The organism is Leclercia sp. 119287, assembly GCF_009734485.1.
Lineage (GTDB): Bacteria > Pseudomonadota > Gammaproteobacteria > Enterobacterales > Enterobacteriaceae > Enterobacter > Enterobacter adecarboxylatus_C.
In genome coordinates this window covers 2,737,847-2,753,479 of the sequence record NZ_CP046445.1, presented here as the reverse complement: position 1 = coordinate 2,753,479, position 15,633 = coordinate 2,737,847, and the positions used below count along the sequence as shown (strand labels likewise).

The following is a 15,633-nucleotide window of genomic DNA, read 5'->3' as shown; positions in this document are numbered from 1 at the left end:
TTATTCGCGCCATATTTTATTCACGCCAGAGTATGTGGCACAGCTTATGGTCTTTCTCGCGGCACAGCAGAACGCGGGCAAAGATGTCGTTAATCTCACCGCCATCTTCATCAGCCAGACCAATCACCACCTCAGCGAAGAAGTCCGGGTTCAGGTCATAATCGACGTGCTCTTCCCAGTCTTCAGACGGGTCGAACAGCTCTGCGCCGCCGCGCTCTTCAAACTGTAGATTGAAGAGGATCACATCTGCCGGGTCGAGATTATCGACGGCCAGTTCAAGAAAGATATCGTAGGCCTGCTCAAGCGTTTCGTCTTCGGTCAGGCGATTGTTCAGATCCATTTCCATGATGACTACCTGTTTAACATCGTTGGTTGGGCACGTTTTACAGCAACGGACTAAAGAAGTAAAACAGTCGTTCGGTAATTCGCTGCCACAGCGGTCTTTTCACCCACAAACGCGCGTCCAGCAAGCGGGAGCGGGAGATATAGTCGTCCTGGACGGCTGCCAAATCGCCGCCAAAACCGGCGTCATCGATCACCAGGGTGATCTCAAAATTGAGCCACAGGCTGCGCATGTCCAGGTTAACCGTGCCCACCAGGCTAAGTTCGCCATCCACCAGCACGCTTTTAGTGTGCAGCAGGCCACCTTCAAACTGGTAAATCTTCACCCCGGCAGCCAGCAGTTCGCTGAAGAAGGCCCGGCTGGCCCAGCCCACCAGCACCGAATCGTTCTTGCGCGGCAGGATGATGCTGACGTCGACTCCACGCTGGGCGGCGGTACAGATGGCGTGCAGCAGATCGTCGCTCGGCACGAAGTAGGGGGTGGTCATGATCAGGTATTCGCGGGCGGAATAGGCCGCAGTCAGCAGCGCCTGATGAATGAGATCTTCCGGGAAGCCCGGGCCGGAGGCAATGGTATGGATGGTATGCCCGCTGGCCTGCTCAAACGGCATGATGTTGGCATCCGGGGGCGGAGGCAGAATGCGTTTGCCGGTTTCGATCTCCCAGTCGCAGGAGTAGACAACCCCCATCGCGGTGGCGACCGGGCCCTCCATACGCGCCATCAGATCCACCCACTGGCCCACGCCGGCATCCTGTTTAAAGAAGCGAGGGTCAACCATATTCATGCTGCCGGTATAGGCGATGTAGTTGTCGATCAGCACCATTTTGCGGTGCTGGCGCAGGTCCATCCGGCGCAGGAACACACGCAGCAGATTGACCTTCAACGCCTCAACCACCTCCACCCCGGCATTGCGCATCATCGACGCCCAGTTGCTGCGGAAAAACGTCACGCTGCCGGCGGAGTCGAGCATCAGACGGCAGTGAATGCCCCGGCGCGCGGCGGCCATCAGGGATTCCGCAACCTGGTCGGCCATGCCACCCGGCTGCCAGATATAAAACACCATCTCAATGTTATGCCGCGCCAGCTGAATATCGCGGATCAAAGCATGCATAACGTCATCGGAGGTGGTCATCAGCTGCAGCTGATTGCCCTTGACCCCGGCAATGCCCTGGCGGCGCTCGCAGAGCTGAAACAGGGAGGCGGCGACGTCGCTGTTCTCTTCGGCAAAGATATGTTTGCAGGATTTCAGGTCGTTAAGCCATTTTGCCGTTGAGGGCCACATGGCGCGGGCGCGTTCCGCCCGGCGTTTACCGAGGTGCAGCTCGCCAAAGGATAAATACGCAATAATGCCAACCAGCGGGAGGATAAAAATAATCAACAGCCATGCCATGGCGGAGGGGACGGCTCTGCGCTTCATCAGGATGCGTAATGTTACACCTGCGATAATCAGCCAGTACCCCAGAATGAGCAGCCAACTCACCACGGTGTAGAAGGTTGTCATAATAAAAAATCCTTTTGAAAGCGTATTGTTAAGAGTTTACGCGTCAGGATTTTTCTGGCAAATAAAAACGGCAGATAAAAGCGCTGGTTTGCCGCAGGCAAGGGTCTATAATGAGCGCTCTGTTTTGGGAAGAGTTGTTAACATGAAGCGCAGTAGAACAGAAGTAGGGCGCTGGCGCATGTTGCGACAGACAGGTCGTCGCAAAGCGCGTTGGCTGGAAGCACAATCCCGCCGTAATATGCGTATCCACGCCATCAGAAAATGCAGTATGAACCGTCATCGCAATGCGTTGCTGTTCGCCGTTCAGGATTACTGAACGACACAAGGGCACCCTCTGAGGTGCCCGATGTTTTTTAAAGATTCGCTATTTCGAAAAGGAGGATGAAGTGTTTGCGGATTTTGGTGTGCTTAATTTCTGGACCTACGTTGTTGGAGCCATTTTCATTGTTCTGGTTCCGGGCCCAAATACCTTATTCGTCTTAAAAACCGGTATTGGTCACGGTGTGAAAAAGGGCTATCTGGCCGCCAGCGGCGTGTTTATCGGCGATGCGGTGCTGATGTTCCTGGCATGGGCCGGGGTTGCTGCACTGATCCAGACCACCCCGGTACTGTTTAATGTCGTGCGCTATCTCGGGGCATTCTATCTGTTATGGCTGGGCGGCAAGATGCTCTGGTCGGTGATCCGGCATAAACAGCAGGGCGAAGCCGGTGGTATCGAGCCGGCAAAAGCCATCATGAAACGCTCGCTGGTGCTAAGTATGACCAACCCGAAAGCGATCCTGTTTTATGTCTCGTTCTTTGTGCAGTTTATTGATGTTCAGGCGAAAAACACCGGTGTCGCCTTTATGATCCTCGCGGTCACGCTGGAGGTCATCAGCTTTATCTACATGAGCTTCCTGATTTTCTCCGGGGCGTTTGTCACCCGCTACCTGAAGACTAAAAAGAAACTGGCGAAGCTGGGGAATGGCTTGATAGGTTTGCTGTTTGTGGGCTTCGCGGCGCGGCTGGCGTCGCTGCACTAACGAGAAAAGGCTCCTGATAAGGAGCCTTTTTTATCCTAGAAAACTTTTTTAAACGGCTTCACCACGACGTTATCGTACACCCCAGCGGCCACATACGGATCGTCCTGCGCCCATGCCTGCGCTGCTTCCAGCGATTCAAACTCGGCAATCACCGTCGAGCCGGTAAAGCCGGCCGCACCCGGATCGTTGCTGTCCACAGCGGGCATCGGCCCTGCGGTGAGTAATCTGCCTTCGTCATGCAGCAGCTGTAAGCGCGCAAGATGGGCAGGGCGCACGGAGAGACGTTTTTCAAGAGAATCAGCAACATCTGCAGCAAAAATCACATAAAGCACGGCGGAGCTCCTAAACCAATAAAAGTGTGAATTACGTTATGTGAAAGTGCAGGGGACTGCAATGCAAAGATAGCGACATTGTTAAAACCCTGCTCACTACGTGCCTTTTTTCGCCAGCTGAACGGTTAATTCGGGCGAAGTTTAACTGGCTTATTGAATATGATTGCTATTTGCATTTAAAATCAGGGCCTGGCTTTTTAACTGAAACGATTATGACTTCAATGACCCTTGAACTCCCTCGCCGCTTTCCCTGGCCGACGCTATTGTCCGTCGGTATTCACGGAGCCGTCGTGGCGGGTCTGCTTTACACATCGGTACATCAGGTTATTGAAATGCCAGCGCCCGCGCAGCCGATTTCTGTGACCATGGTAACACCTGCGGAGCTGGAGCCCGTGCAGGTCGCACCACCACCAGAACCTGTTGCAGAACCCGAGCCGGAACCGGAACCCGAAATCGTTCCTGAACCGCCCAAAGAAGCGCCAGTGGTGATCCATAAGCCGGAACCCAAGCCAAAACCAAAACCTAAGCCGAAACCAAAACCGGTGAAAAAGGTGGAAGAGCGTCCGAAGCGTGAAGAGCGCCCGGTTGAACCGCGCACCACCCAGCCGGTGACGAACGCGGCTCCGGCTCGCCCGGTGATGAATTCTTCGCCAGCTACCGCTAAGCCGGTCGTCACGGCCCCTTCCGGCCCGCGTGCGCTGAGCCGTAATCAGCCGGTATATCCGGCGCGGGCGCAGGCGTTACGCATTGAAGGACGCGTTCGCGTGAAGTTTGACGTGACCGCAGACGGGCGGGTGGATAATGTCCAAATCCTTTCCGCACAGCCATCGAATATGTTTGAACGGGATGTGAAAACCGCGATGCGCAAATGGCGCTACGAAACCGGTAAGCCAGGCAGCGGCCTGATCGTGAATATCGTTTTCCGCCTCAACGGCGGGGCACAGATGGAATAAATAAAAAAGCCTCCTGACGGAGGCTTTTTTTTGGCCTGATTGTCAGACCTGCGGCAGAGGACGTGGTTTCCCGTCGTTATCCACCGCGACATAAATAAACAGCGCTTCGGTCGCTTTATAACGCTGGCCGATAGGCTCAGAAGAGACCTTTTTCACCCACACCTCAATGTTGATCGATACCGAGGTATTCCCACGTTTTACGCAACGTGCGTAACAGCAGACGACATCCCCGACCGCTACAGGGCGCAGAAAAGTCATGCCCTCGACCCGGACCGTCACCACGCGGCCATGCGCAATCTCTTTGGCGAGGATCGCCCCACCCATATCCATCTGCGACATCAGCCAGCCGCCAAAAATATCGCCGTTCGCATTGGTGTCGGCGGGCATTGCAAGTGTGCGTAAAACCAGTTCGCCCTGTGGGGCGTTCGTTGTTGTCATTATGGACTCTACTCATTACGGAGGACTTCAGGCGGGATGCTACTATGATTTACAGCCAGAGAGAACAGAAGAAAACGCCAGGCTGTTAAAGCCTGGCGGGAGGATTACTGCTTGTCGTCCTGCGGCATATGGCGATAGATGTAGATACCGCTCAACAGGGTGAAAATCAGCGTTAAGGCGGTCAGACCAAAGACTTTGAAGTTGACCCAGATATTCTGCGGCAGCCAGAAGGCGATATAGATATTCGCCAGACCGCAGAGAATAAAGAATACCGCCCAGGCGATATTCAGGCGCGACCAGACGCTCTGCGGCAGGGCCAGCTCTTTACCCAGCATGCGCTGGATGAGCGGCTTTTTCATCACCCACTGGCTGAACAGCAGGGCACCGGCAAACAGCACGTAGATGACGGTCACTTTCCACTTGATGAACTCATCGTTGTGGAAAAAGACGGTCAACCCGCCGAAAAAGGCCACCAGCACAAAGGTGATCAAGGCCATCTTTTCGACCTTGCGGTAGCGCACCCAGCTGTAGATCAGCACTATCGCGGTGGCGACGATCAGGGCGGTGGTTGCCGCATAGATGTCATACAGCTTGTAGAAGGCAAAAAAGACAACCAGGGGTAAAAAATCAAGAAACTGCTTCATTCTTCGATTCCATCATCTGCGACGGCCCGCGCGTGTTGCCCGGGCCGTCAGAAAAATTACTGACGAATTAACGTATACAGGCGGAACAAGTAGACGAGCAATACCGCTGAAATCAGGTTGCTCACCGTATTTGCCACTATAGCGCCGACGTTGGGGGTCAGTACGGCCAGGTTCGGGGCAAATAGCAGCAGCAAGGTTTTAGCCAGCAGCCAGCTCATCACCGCCGGAGCAACCAGACGCATATTAGACCATGCCAGACGAATGCTGCTACGCATGGCGACAAAAATGCCCATTCTGTCCTGCACCACCATAATCGGCGCAAAGGCGAGCACAATCGCTAACAGCACCCCCGGCACCACAACCAGCATAATCCCTAATTGCACCAGCATGGTGGTTAAAAAGATCAGGATAAACAGTTTTGGCAGCAGCGGTGCGCTGGCACCAATCGCCCGCAGGGCGCTGACGCGTTGTCCGGCAGAAACCAGCTGGATCATTAAGAGTACGCCACCTGCGAGAATGGCATTGCCAATCAAACCGGAAAAGGTGGTCGCGGCAGAGGCGCGCAACAGGATCTGCTGCTGCTCTGGCGTCATATTCTGCACCATCTCAAACAGCCCGACGCTGCTGGCGATCTGATCGCCCTGACTCAGGCTGGCAATCTGCTCCTCACTCGGCGAAAAGGCGTGACCAAGTACCACCGTGATTAATGCGCACAACAAGGCGATCAGTAAAAAGGTAATGAACTGATTGCGGAAGAAATTCCCCGTGTCACGGTAGACAGACTTCGCCGTGATAGACATGCACTCTCCTTGAGTATTGCAGGTGTTAATTAGCGGGCAATTGTACCCTGGATAACTGCCCGGTGGCAGTATCAAGGCTTGTATGGAAAAGCATATCTTTGTAAAGCGCCCGTAATGCGTCGCTCTAATTTTGCGCGGTTGATATCACGCTGCGCTTTATTCGCCTGAAACGACAAAATTGATCCAGGCACTAACTACCAATTTTTGCCAGAAGTTGAAAAAATTAATTTAGATCAATGAATGTTAAATCACTGAATCTAATGTGATCTGAGTGAGATCACTTAGTAATCATTTATGGGTATATTCCGTTCTCCAATAAAACCATAACGAGGGAATGGATATGAAAAAAGCAGCAGTGGCAGCACTGATTCTGAGCAGTTTATCCGGCGGCGCAGTTGCCCACGAAGCAGGCGAGTTCTTTTTCCGCCTGGGGTCCGCCACGGTACGTCCGACGGAAGGCTCGGACAATGTTCTGGGTTTGGGCGGCTTTAACGTCAGTAACAATACCCAGGCTGGGATGACCTTTACCTGGATGGCTACCGACAACGTCGGCGTTGAACTGCTGGCGGCGACGCCGTTTCGCCACAAGGTAGGTACAGGCCCAACCGGGAATATCGCCACGGTTCACCACCTGCCGCCCACCCTGATGGCCCAGTGGTATTTCGGCGATGCCGGTAGTAAGGTTCGCCCCTATGTTGGCGCCGGGGTTAACTACACCACCTTCTTTGATGAGAAGTTTAACGACACGGGTAAAGCGGCGGGCCTTTCCGACCTGAGCCTGAAAGACTCATGGGGCGCGGCGGGGCAGGTAGGATTGGATTACCTCATCAACCGCGACTGGCTGATTAACATGTCGGTCTGGTATATGGACATTGACACCGAAGTGCGCTTTAAGGCGGGCGATCAGCAGCAGAATATCAGCACCCGTCTGGACCCGTGGGTGTTCATGTTCTCGGCGGGATATCGTTTCTGAAGAGAAGAAGGCCCCGCAGGGCCTTCATTATTTATTTACGACCCAGCAACAGGCCGAGGACAATACCCACCGCACCTGCGGCAATGAGGCCGGTAAGGGGATTATTTTTAACCGCGTCGGTAACGTCAGTAACAACGTCACTGGCCTGAGCAGCATATTTACGCCCGGCACCCTTCAACTGATGTTTTGGCGAATCAACGGCCTCGCCAAACTGCTGCTGTGCAGCACCGGCGAATTCATCCAGTTTGTTCTTCGCTTTTTCACCTGCATATTGTGCATCATTATCAAGATTTTGGTCTGACATAACGTTCTCCTTTTGTAGTCAATGTAAAGCATAGACTCCTTGGGGATATCCTGAAGAAAATGGGATTAATACTTAAAAAAAGGGGTGGCCTGTCGCCACCCCCTTATTATTTTTGAATCAAATAACGGATGGTCGGCCCATCCTGTTGAATATCCAGCACCGTATAACCGTGGTTTTTGGCATCCAGTGGAATATTGTTGATGGATTGCGGACAGTCGCTCACCACCTCGAGGATCTCGCCTTTTTTCAGCTGCGGCATCGCTTCAAGGGTAGCGACAGCCGGGTAGGGGCAAGGCTCACCTACCATATCGAGGCGGTAATCGGGAACGATCTCTTTCATGCGGCTTCCTCACGTAATTCAGTTTTCACGGCAGCGCGACGGAAGAAGCGTTTCTCCTGCGCCAGTACCAGTAAAAAGGCGATTAACAGCATCAGATAGGTCACCAGCAACCCGCCGAGCGGACCAAAGGTGTTGAGAAGATTGACCTTGTCCCAGTTGGTCGCCAGCGCTGGCGCAAAATCATCCCAGTAGTAAGCCAGCAGGGTGGAGCCCAGCACGTTACCCAGACCGACCCACCAGTAGTGGACCTGGCCTTCCACCGCGCGGTACATCCAGCCCGTTTCGCAGCCGCCCGCCAGCACGATACCGAAGCCAAACAGCAGCCCGCCGATAATAGCGTTCGGGCCTGCCCACATGATTTTGGGCGCCACGCCCAGCTGGACGTAGCTGAAAATGCCGATGGCGCTTACCGCCATCCCGGCGATGATCGCTTTTGCCATCATCGTGCGTCCGGTTATCCACATGTCGCGAAATGCCGAGGTAAAACAGATCTGTGCCCGCTCAATCAGCAGGCCAAAGCCGACGCCGAACAGCATCGCCAGCCCGAGTTTGGGCTGATCCAGCGCGGTACAGAGCGCCCAGGCCAGCATGCCGAAGAAGACCAGCATCCCGAGGCGAAAGCGGCGGCGGGCCTGATCCGGCTTCTGCGTCAGCGGCGAAGCGGAACTTACCTTTTGCATTTTGATCGGAATACGGAACAGGGGCAGCAGCGTAAAGCGTGCGCCAAAGTACGAGCCCACGGCGGTGGCCAGGGCAAAGAACCAGGCGTGGAGTGAGAACTGCGGAATGCCGGTGAAAAAGGCGGCCAGATTACAGCCCATCGCCAGTCGCGCGCCAAACCCGGCGATGATACCCCCGACAACCGCCTGGGCGATGCGGATCCGGCTCTGCGGCATGCGCAGTTTCACGTTATTGGCCCACAGCGCCGCGGCAAAACAGCCCCCGAACATGCCAATGATCATCATGCCGTCGATACGGGTGAGCGGGGTCCCTTCAAGGTGAATCAGTTCAAAGTAGCCCCACTCTTCGGTGTGAACCCCCGCCAGCTGCAGGAGCTGACCGCCCCAGCGGGTGAATTCGCCGGTCACGGCCCAGAAGGTGCCGGTGATGCCGAAATAGTAGGTGGAGAGAATACCTGCTGCGATAACCGCAGGAACGGGAGACCAGAACTTAATTAAATAAGCCTGTTTAAAGTGTTGCCACGACATAGATAAGCCTCTGAACTCAGAAGGTTTAAGAAGGAAGAACTACAGGACGGGGGGATAATACGCCGGGAAACACATTTGACCAGCGTTAAATGCATTAAAGCTCGAAGGGATCAATTTACGCAGGACGCCGTCTGGCAAAACCAGACGGCGTTACTGTTATTGTGGACGGGTCGCCGCCTTCATGGCGCTGGCGAAGCTTTTCAGCTCGCTCAGCATTTTGTCAGGCGTATTGACGTTGTTCTCGATAATTTTCACGATCGCCGAACCGGAAATCGCACCGGCAGCACCGGCACCCAGCGCCGCAGAGACCTGCTCCGGGGCCGAAATGCCAAAGCCCTGCAGCGGCGGTGCAGCATTATACTCCGCCAGCTTCTCCACCAGATGATGCAGCGGCAGGGCGGCTTTGTTCTCCGCACCCGTCACTCCAGCGCGCGACAGCAGGTAGGTATATCCGCGACCGTGGGAGGCGATCTGGCGCAGCAGTTCGTCGTCGGCGTTCGGCGGGCAGATAAAGATTGGCGCGACGTTATGACGCATCGCCGCCTGGCGGAACGGGGCTGACTCTTCGACCGGCACATCGGCCACCAGCACCGAATCCACCCCCACGCGTGCGCACTCGGCGTAGAACTCGTCGATGCCGCGGTTAAACACCAGGTTGGCGTACATCAGCAGGCCGATAGGAATGGTCGGGTATTTCTGGCGAATCGTCGCCAGCAGCTCAAAGCACTGGGTCGGGGTCACGCCTGCGGCGAAGGCGCGCAGCGTAGCGGCCTGGATGGTCGGGCCATCGGCCAGCGGATCGGAGAAGGGAATGCCCAGCTCCAGCGCATCAGCACCGGCTTCTATCAGGGTGTCGATAATTTTCAGCGACTGCTCAGGAGACGGATCCCCCAGGGTGACGAAGGGAACAAAGGCGCCTTCCTTGCGGGCTTTCAGCTCAGCAAACACGTTATCGTAACGTTCCATCAAATTTCCCCTCGTGCTTTCAGAATATCGTGAACGGTAAAGATGTCTTTATCACCGCGACCGGAAAGGTTCACCACCAGCAGCTGCTCTTTTTCCGGGTTGTCTTTGATCATTTTCAGGGCATGGGCCAGCGCGTGAGAGGACTCCAGAGCCGGAATAATCCCCTCTTTACGGCACAGGGTTTTGAATGCTTCCAGCGCTTCGTCATCGGTGATCGACACATACTCGGCGCGACCGATGCTGTTCAGGTACGCATGCTGTGGCCCGACGGACGGGAAATCCAGCCCGGCAGAGATGGAGTACGACTCTTCAATCTGCCCTTCGTCGGTCTGCATCATCGGCGCTTTCATGCCGAAATAGATCCCCACGCGGCCATGCTTCAGCGGCGCACCGTGCTCGCCAGTTTCAATCCCATGACCGGCAGGCTCAACGCCAACCAGCCCTACGCTGGTGTCGTCGATGAAATCGGCAAACATACCGATGGCGTTAGAGCCGCCGCCCACGCAGGCGATCACCGCATCCGGCAGACGTCCCTCTTTTTCAAGGATCTGCGCTTTGGTCTCTTCGCCGATCATGCGCTGGAATTCGCGCACGATGGTCGGGAACGGGTGCGGGCCCGCGGCGGTACCCAGCATATAGTGGGCATTTTCATAGTTACCGGACCAGTCGCGCAGCGCCTCGTTACAGGCATCTTTCAGAGTCGCCGAGCCGCTGTGCACCGGGATCACTTCCGCGCCCATCAGACGCATACGGAAGACGTTCGGCGACTGACGCTCAACGTCTTTGGCACCCATGTAGATGCGGCATTTCAGGCCGAGCAGGGCGCTGGCCAGGGCCGAGGCAACTCCATGCTGGCCGGCACCGGTTTCGGCGATAATTTCGGTTTTACCCATCCGTTTTGCCAGCAGGGCCTGACCCAGTACCTGGTTGGTCTTATGCGCACCGCCGTGGAGCAGATCTTCACGCTTCAGATACAGCATGGTGTTCGTGCCTTCGGTCAGGTTGCGGCATTTGGTCAGGGCCGTCGGACGGCCGGCATAGTTTTTCAGCAGGTCGGTAAATTCAGCCTGGAAGAGCGGATCTTTTTGCGCGCTCACGAACGCCTCTTCCAGCTGGCGCAGGGCGGGCATCAGGATCTGCGGCACATACATACCGCCGAATTCGCCAAAGTAAGGGTTTAATAATGTGGTCATTTTCTCTTCCTTAATATGCACGCAGCGTTTTGAACACCGAAGCCAGCTTGCCAGCATCTTTGATGCCCGGCTGCGACTCAACGCCTGAATTGAAATCAAGACCTGCGCAGCCTGATTTGGCGGCTTCAACGCAGTTATCCGGGCTTAAGCCCCCGGCGAGCAGGACGTTGTCCAGCTTCTCGCCGTTGAGCAGCGACCAGTCAAAGCGCTGCCCGGTCCCGCCCTGGCCATTATCCAGAACATATTTATCGATATGTTGCAGCGTGTGTGGCGGCAGGGTCTCGCCCACGCTCAGCGCTTTCCAGATTTGCACCTGCGGGTTCAGTGTTTCACGCAGGGCATCGATATAGTTCTGATCTTCGCTGCCATGCAGCTGAACGGCAGCGAGCGAAAGCTGACCAGCAAGGGCTACCACATTCTCTATGGCCGCATTGCGGAATACGCCCACATATTGCAGTGGCGCGGCGGCGATCACCTCCCGCGCCTGGGTTTCGCTGACGTTGCGTGGGGAAGACTCAACGAAAATCAGCCCGCCGTAAATCGCGCCCGCTTCATGGGCCGCAGCGGCATCCTGAGGACGCGTCAGGCCGCAGACCTTGTTCTCACCCAGCAGGACGCGACGCACCGCCGCGCTGAGATCGGCCTGCTCCATCATCGCCGAACCAATCAGGAAGCCGTTGGCGAAGTGGCTCAGCTCGCGGACCTGGGCATAACTGTTGATGCCGGACTCGCTGATGACCGTCACACCAGCCCCCAGACGCGGCGCGAGCTGGCGGGTACGGTTGAGGTCGATAGAGAGATCGCGCAGGTCGCGGTTATTTATACCTACCACCTTCGCCTCCAGGGCGATGGCGCGCTCCAGCTCCTCTTCGTTGCTCACTTCGGTCAGCACGCCCATGTTCAGGCTGTGCGCCACCGCGGCAAGCTGACGGTACTGCTCATCATCCAGCACCGAGAGCATCAGCAGACAGGCGTCGGCCTGATAAAAGCGCGCCAGCCAGATTTGGTACGGGTCGATAATAAAGTCTTTGCACAAAATCGGCTGCGGGGCGATCCCGCTGACGATCGGCAGAAAATCAAAGCTGCCCTGAAAATATTTCTCATCGGTCAGCACGGAAATGGCCGAAGCGTGGTGCTTATAGATGGCGGCGATCTGTGCCGGGTCGAAATCATCGCGGATCACCCCTTTCGACGGGGAGGCCTTTTTGCACTCCAGGATAAACGCGGTGCGCGCACCCCGCAGGGCGTCATAAAAACGACGGCTGCTCGGCACCACCTCATTCTGGAAACTGGCGAGCGGTTGCTGCTCTTTACGGGCTTCAACCCAGATGGCCTTATCGGCAACGATTTTCGCTAATACGGTCTGCATTGTTTACCCTCTTGCCGCAAGTGCGGTCACTCGGTCGTAGGCTGCGCCAGAGCGCAGCACATCCATCACTTTTTGCACGTTGACCTGGAGATCTTCGTCGCCGTGCAGACGCATCAGCATGGCGACGTTAGCGGCCACAGCGGCCTCATGCGCAGGCTCACCTTTACCTTGTAACAGGCGCGTCAGAATGTCACGGTTTTCTTCCGGGGTGCCGCCTGCCAGCTGCTCCTGGTGATACGGCGTTAAGCCAAAGTCTGCCGCTTCAAGCTGATAGCTTTTGATTTCGCCGTTATTCAGCTCTGCCACCAGCGTTGGCGCATGCAGGGAGACTTCATCCATCCCGCCGCTGTGCACCACCGCGGCGCGCTGATAACCGAGCACGCGCAGGGTTTCGGCAATCGGCAGCACCAGCTCTGGGCTGTAGACACCAATTAGCGCCAGCGGCGGATGCGCCGGGTTGATCAGCGGGCCCAGCACGTTAAACAGGGTGCGGGTTTTCAGCTGCTGACGCACCGGCATCGCGTGACGGAATCCGGTGTGATACTTAGGCGCGAAGAGGAAGCAGACGCCCAGTTCGTCCAGCGCATCACGGGATTTCTCCGCGTTCATGTCCAGGTTGATGCCGAAGGCGGCCAGCAGATCCGACGAACCGGAACGGCTTGAGACGCTGCGATTGCCGTGCTTCGCCACCTTCAGCCCACAGGCTGCGGCCACAAAAGCGCTGGCAGTGGAGATATTGATACTGTTGCTGCCGTCGCCGCCGGTCCCGACGATATCCGCGAACAGATAGTCCGGGCGCGGGAAGGGGGCGGCATTTTCCAGCAGGGCAGTTGCGGCACCGGCGATCTCCTGCGGCTGCTCGCCGCGCACTTTCATACTCACCAGCGCGGCGGCCAGCTGCTCGGGCTTCAGCTCCCCGCGCACCACGGCGGAGAACAGCTGGTGGCTCTCCTGCTGGCTCAGGGTCTGCGCCTGATAGAGTTTTTCCAGAATCGGCTGCAGGCTGTTGGTCTGCTCCAGCTTCTGCAGCGCCCAGTTGAGTGTCTGTTCCAGCAGGCGTGCGCCCTGGGAAGTCAGAATGGATTCCGGGTGGAACTGCATACCGCATACCCGGTCTGCATCGTGGCGCACCGCCATCACCATCCCGTTGTAATGGGCATTGATGGTCAGGCCCGCCGGGATATTGCTGCCCACCAGCGAGTGATAGCGCGCCACCGGCAGCGGGTTCATCAGCCCGGCAAACATCGCCTGGCCGTCATGTTCAATGCTGGAAGCTTTCCCGTGCAGGATCTCACCGGCCTGGCCGACGTAACCGCCGTAGGCCTCAACAATCGCCTGATGACCCAGACAGATGCCGATGATGGGCAGCTTGCCGCGCATACGGGTTAACAGCTCCGGCATACAGCCCGCTTCGCTCGGCGCACCCGGGCCAGGGGAGAGCATCAGCACCGGGTTTTGCATGGTGGCCAGACGGTCGATTAAGGTCTGGGCCGGGACATGGTTACGGTAAATGACCACGTTGTGACCGTTAGCACGCAGCTGATCCGCCAGGTTATAGGTAAATGAGTCGATATTATCGAGCAGCAGAATGTCAGCCATCAGAAAATCTCCTGTGCGTGATGGGCGGTCGCAATCGCGCGCAGTACCGCGCGGGCCTTATTGCGGGTTTCGTCAGCTTCAGACTGCGGAACCGAGTCGAGCACAATGCCTGCGCCGGCCTGGACGGTGGCGATGCCTTCTTCAACGTAGGCGGAGCGGATCACGATGCAGGTATCCAGATCGCCGTGGGCGGTGAAGTAACCCACCGCACCGCCGTAGCTGCCGCGACGGCGACCTTCGGCCTGGGCGATAAGCTGCATGGCACGGACTTTCGGCGCCCCGCTGAGGGTGCCCATGTTCATGCAGGCGCGGTAGGCGTGCAGCACATCCAAATCCTGACGCAGCTCGCCGACCACGCGGGAGACAAGGTGCATCACGAAAGAGTAGCGGTCCACTTTGGTTAAGTCGGCTACGTAGCGACTGCCCGGGGTGCAGATGCGCGCCAGGTCGTTACGCGCCAGATCCACCAGCATCAGGTGCTCGGACATCTCTTTCTGGTCGGTGCGCATCTCCAGCTCGATACGGCTGTCGAGATCGCGATCCAGAGAACCGTCGGCGCGACGACCGCGTGGGCGGGTACCGGCAATCGGATAGATTTCAATCTGGCGGCTGGTGGCGTCGTACTTCAGGGAGCTCTCCGGCGAAGCGCCGAACAGCGTAAAATCGTTATCCTGCATAAAGAACATGTACGGGCTGGGATTGCTCTTCTTCAGCACGTCGTAGGCCGCCAGCGGAGACGGGCAGGGCAGGGAGAAGCGACGGGAGGGCACCACCTGGAAAATTTCACCCGCGCGAATCGCTTTCTGCATCTGGCGAACCACCACGCCGTACTCATCGTCCGTCTGGCTGACATCACAATGCATCTGCTCCACGCGCTGCACCGGCAGCTCCGGTGGGGCTTCATTCATTTGCTCCTGCAGCTGCGCGATACGCTGTTCAAGGCGCTGTTTCTCCGCCAGTAACGGCGTAAACAGGCTGGCCTGAATGCGGGTGTATTTTTTCTGGTGGTCGATCACCAGTAAGGTTTCTGCCAGGTAGAAGCAGTAGTCCGGGCAGCGGTTGCCTTGTTCAAGCTCCGGCAGCTCCTCGAAACCGGCGACCAGGTCATAGGCAAACAGCCCGCCGAAGAACATCGCTTCGCGCTCATGCTCCGGCACGTTCACCAGATTTTGCAGCAGGCGGAAGGCATCAAACACCGACAGCGAGCAGAGGCGGGCATCTTCGTCCAGCAGCTGGCTGACCGGTGGAAAGTGCAGGATCCGCTGGTCCGGGCGATGTTCATTCTCGATGCCTGCCGGCAGCACGTCATCCAGCAAACAGAGCAGCGCTGCGCCGTTTTCAGAGAGCGCCTGCAGGGTGACGGTGTTGCCCAGGGCGGTGATGCGCAGCGCGCTGTCGACCAGCAACAGGCTTTTCAGGTCATCCTTACTGTCGATATCCGCAGACTCCAGCAGCAGCGTGGCAGGGCGCGCGCCGCAGACCTGATGGAACAGGGCGGTAGGATTGTGGCGATACGCCGCCTCACGGGTCAGCAGTTCGAGGGTCGGTTTGGCTGTTTGCATTATGTTGTTCTCTTTATTCTGTTCATAAAAAAGCCCGCTCAGTGGCGGGCCAGGTATCTGTTTGCATGACGCAGACGTACGACACT

Annotated in this window: 18 protein-coding genes, 1 pseudogene and 1 other annotated feature (1 of these 20 running past the window's edge); of the genes and pseudogenes, 4 read left to right on the top strand and 15 right to left on the bottom strand. The window is 56.8% G+C overall.

What is annotated here, in order from left to right; genetic code table 11:
• Positions 1–16: 16 nt before the first annotated feature.
• Together GNG27_RS13240 and cls are read right to left on the bottom strand one after the other, a co-directional pair.
• Positions 17–346: an HI1450 family dsDNA-mimic protein gene (locus tag GNG27_RS13240; protein ID WP_142489827.1), complete on the bottom strand. Its 330-nt coding sequence runs from the start codon at positions 344–346 to the stop codon at positions 17–19.
• A gap of 37 nt (positions 347–383) precedes the next feature.
• Positions 384–1,844 carry a cardiolipin synthase gene (gene cls, locus GNG27_RS13235; RefSeq protein ID WP_142489826.1) on the bottom strand — a complete coding sequence of 487 codons (1,461 nt, stop codon included), beginning with the start codon at positions 1,842–1,844 and terminating at the stop codon, positions 384–386.
• 142 nt (positions 1,845–1,986) lie between these two features.
• On the opposite strand from cls, the gene GNG27_RS13230 reads away from it, so the two are divergent.
• The gene (locus GNG27_RS13230; protein ID WP_098946243.1) at positions 1,987–2,160 is read left to right on the top strand and encodes a YciY family protein; all 174 of its coding nucleotides are present in this window, start codon (positions 1,987–1,989) and stop codon (positions 2,158–2,160) included.
• A 70-nt stretch (positions 2,161–2,230) separates the two neighbouring features.
• On the top strand, positions 2,231–2,866 hold the full coding sequence (leuE, locus tag GNG27_RS13225; protein WP_156263969.1) for a leucine efflux protein LeuE: 636 nt from the start codon (positions 2,231–2,233) through the stop codon (positions 2,864–2,866).
• A 35-nt stretch (positions 2,867–2,901) separates the two neighbouring features.
• On the opposite strand, the gene GNG27_RS13220 is transcribed toward leuE, so the two are convergent.
• On the bottom strand, positions 2,902–3,198 hold the full coding sequence (locus GNG27_RS13220; RefSeq protein WP_032611245.1) for a YciI family protein: 297 nt from the start codon (positions 3,196–3,198) through the stop codon (positions 2,902–2,904).
• Positions 3,199–3,419: 221 nt separating this feature from the next.
• Here GNG27_RS13220 and tonB point away from each other — a divergent pair, with 221 nt between their 5' ends.
• Positions 3,420–4,151: a TonB system transport protein TonB gene (tonB, locus tag GNG27_RS13215; RefSeq protein ID WP_156265141.1), complete on the top strand. Its 732-nt coding sequence runs from the start codon at positions 3,420–3,422 to the stop codon at positions 4,149–4,151.
• A gap of 42 nt (positions 4,152–4,193) precedes the next feature.
• Here tonB and yciA read toward each other — a convergent pair whose 3' ends face one another.
• The 4 genes and pseudogenes from yciA to GNG27_RS13195 all read right to left on the bottom strand — a co-directional run.
• Positions 4,194–4,589, bottom strand: a complete 396-nt coding sequence (gene yciA, locus GNG27_RS13210) for an acyl-CoA thioester hydrolase YciA (protein ID WP_156263968.1) — start codon at positions 4,587–4,589, stop codon at positions 4,194–4,196.
• A gap of 104 nt (positions 4,590–4,693) precedes the next feature.
• Positions 4,694–5,233 (bottom strand): septation protein A, encoded by a 540-nt coding sequence (locus GNG27_RS13205; RefSeq protein ID WP_142489823.1) that lies wholly within the window; start codon positions 5,231–5,233, stop codon positions 4,694–4,696.
• 56 nt (positions 5,234–5,289) lie between these two features.
• On the bottom strand, positions 5,290–6,033 hold the full coding sequence (locus tag GNG27_RS13200) for a YciC family protein (RefSeq protein ID WP_142489822.1): 744 nt from the start codon (positions 6,031–6,033) through the stop codon (positions 5,290–5,292).
• Between the two features lie 25 nt (positions 6,034–6,058).
• A pseudogene (locus GNG27_RS13195) lies at positions 6,059–6,148 on the bottom strand (YkgJ family cysteine cluster protein); the annotation flags it as partial.
• Between the two features lie 225 nt (positions 6,149–6,373).
• Here GNG27_RS13195 and ompW point away from each other — a divergent pair.
• Positions 6,374–7,006 (top strand): outer membrane protein OmpW, encoded by a 633-nt coding sequence (gene ompW / locus GNG27_RS13190; protein ID WP_156263967.1) that lies wholly within the window; start codon positions 6,374–6,376, stop codon positions 7,004–7,006.
• Positions 7,007–7,037: 31 nt separating this feature from the next.
• Here the strand turns inward: ompW and GNG27_RS13185 are convergent, their stop codons facing one another.
• From GNG27_RS13185 to GNG27_RS13150, 8 genes are all read right to left on the bottom strand, one after another.
• Positions 7,038–7,310: a YqjD family protein gene (locus GNG27_RS13185; protein WP_103179906.1), complete on the bottom strand. Its 273-nt coding sequence runs from the start codon at positions 7,308–7,310 to the stop codon at positions 7,038–7,040.
• A gap of 106 nt (positions 7,311–7,416) precedes the next feature.
• Positions 7,417–7,650 (bottom strand): sulfurtransferase-like selenium metabolism protein YedF, encoded by a 234-nt coding sequence (gene yedF, locus GNG27_RS13180; RefSeq protein ID WP_039030671.1) that lies wholly within the window; start codon positions 7,648–7,650, stop codon positions 7,417–7,419.
• Positions 7,647–8,858 carry a selenium metabolism membrane protein YedE/FdhT gene (gene yedE, locus GNG27_RS13175; protein WP_156263966.1) on the bottom strand — a complete coding sequence of 404 codons (1,212 nt, stop codon included), beginning with the start codon at positions 8,856–8,858 and terminating at the stop codon, positions 7,647–7,649. The genes yedF and yedE overlap by 4 nt, the downstream gene beginning before the upstream one ends.
• 156 nt (positions 8,859–9,014) lie before the next feature.
• Complete coding sequence (trpA, locus tag GNG27_RS13170; RefSeq protein WP_142489819.1) at positions 9,015–9,824, bottom strand: tryptophan synthase subunit alpha; 810 nt, start codon at positions 9,822–9,824, stop codon at positions 9,015–9,017.
• Complete coding sequence (trpB, locus tag GNG27_RS13165) at positions 9,824–11,017, bottom strand: tryptophan synthase subunit beta (RefSeq protein WP_156263965.1); 1,194 nt, start codon at positions 11,015–11,017, stop codon at positions 9,824–9,826. The genes trpA and trpB overlap by 1 nt, the downstream gene beginning before the upstream one ends.
• Positions 11,018–11,027: 10 nt before the next feature.
• Entirely contained in the window at positions 11,028–12,386 is a 1,359-nt protein-coding gene (trpCF, locus tag GNG27_RS13160) for a bifunctional indole-3-glycerol-phosphate synthase TrpC/phosphoribosylanthranilate isomerase TrpF (protein WP_156263964.1), read from the bottom strand.
• Between the two features lie 3 nt (positions 12,387–12,389).
• Positions 12,390–13,985 (bottom strand): bifunctional anthranilate synthase glutamate amidotransferase component TrpG/anthranilate phosphoribosyltransferase TrpD, encoded by a 1,596-nt coding sequence (trpD, locus tag GNG27_RS13155; RefSeq protein WP_142489816.1) that lies wholly within the window; start codon positions 13,983–13,985, stop codon positions 12,390–12,392.
• Complete coding sequence (locus GNG27_RS13150) at positions 13,985–15,547, bottom strand: anthranilate synthase component 1 (protein WP_142489815.1); 1,563 nt, start codon at positions 15,545–15,547, stop codon at positions 13,985–13,987. Before GNG27_RS13150 ends, trpD begins: the two co-directional genes overlap by 1 nt.
• Before the next feature lie 24 nt (positions 15,548–15,571).
• Positions 15,572–15,633: a sequence feature (Trp leader region), on the bottom strand; it runs 33 nt beyond the window's last position.

Excerpts from the sequence above, each read along its gene's own strand:
- cls (WP_142489826.1), bottom strand. The coding sequence starts at position 1,844 with ATGACAACCTTCTACACCGTGGTGAGTTGGCTGCTCATTCTGGGGTAC.
- tonB (WP_156265141.1), top strand. The coding sequence starts at position 3,420 with ATGACCCTTGAACTCCCTCGCCGCTTTCCCTGGCCGACGCTATTGTCC.
- GNG27_RS13240 (WP_142489827.1), bottom strand. The coding sequence starts at position 346 with ATGGAAATGGATCTGAACAATCGCCTGACCGAAGACGAAACGCTTGAG.
- yedE (WP_156263966.1), bottom strand. The coding sequence starts at position 8,858 with ATGTCGTGGCAACACTTTAAACAGGCTTATTTAATTAAGTTCTGGTCT.
- GNG27_RS13150 (WP_142489815.1), bottom strand. The coding sequence starts at position 15,547 with ATGCAAACAGCCAAACCGACCCTCGAACTGCTGACCCGTGAGGCGGCG.
- trpA (WP_142489819.1), bottom strand. The coding sequence starts at position 9,824 with ATGGAACGTTACGATAACGTGTTTGCTGAGCTGAAAGCCCGCAAGGAA.
- GNG27_RS13205 (WP_142489823.1), bottom strand. The coding sequence starts at position 5,233 with ATGAAGCAGTTTCTTGATTTTTTACCCCTGGTTGTCTTTTTTGCCTTC.
- GNG27_RS13200 (WP_142489822.1), bottom strand. The coding sequence starts at position 6,033 with ATGTCTATCACGGCGAAGTCTGTCTACCGTGACACGGGGAATTTCTTC.
- trpD (WP_142489816.1), bottom strand. The coding sequence starts at position 13,985 with ATGGCTGACATTCTGCTGCTCGATAATATCGACTCATTTACCTATAAC.
- yedF (WP_039030671.1), bottom strand. The coding sequence starts at position 7,650 with ATGAAAGAGATCGTTCCCGATTACCGCCTCGATATGGTAGGTGAGCCT.
- ompW (WP_156263967.1), top strand. The coding sequence starts at position 6,374 with ATGAAAAAAGCAGCAGTGGCAGCACTGATTCTGAGCAGTTTATCCGGC.
- GNG27_RS13185 (WP_103179906.1), bottom strand. The coding sequence starts at position 7,310 with ATGTCAGACCAAAATCTTGATAATGATGCACAATATGCAGGTGAAAAA.
- trpB (WP_156263965.1), bottom strand. The coding sequence starts at position 11,017 with ATGACCACATTATTAAACCCTTACTTTGGCGAATTCGGCGGTATGTAT.
- yciA (WP_156263968.1), bottom strand. The coding sequence starts at position 4,589 with ATGACAACAACGAACGCCCCACAGGGCGAACTGGTTTTACGCACACTT.
- trpCF (WP_156263964.1), bottom strand. The coding sequence starts at position 12,386 with ATGCAGACCGTATTAGCGAAAATCGTTGCCGATAAGGCCATCTGGGTT.
- GNG27_RS13230 (WP_098946243.1), top strand. The coding sequence starts at position 1,987 with ATGAAGCGCAGTAGAACAGAAGTAGGGCGCTGGCGCATGTTGCGACAG.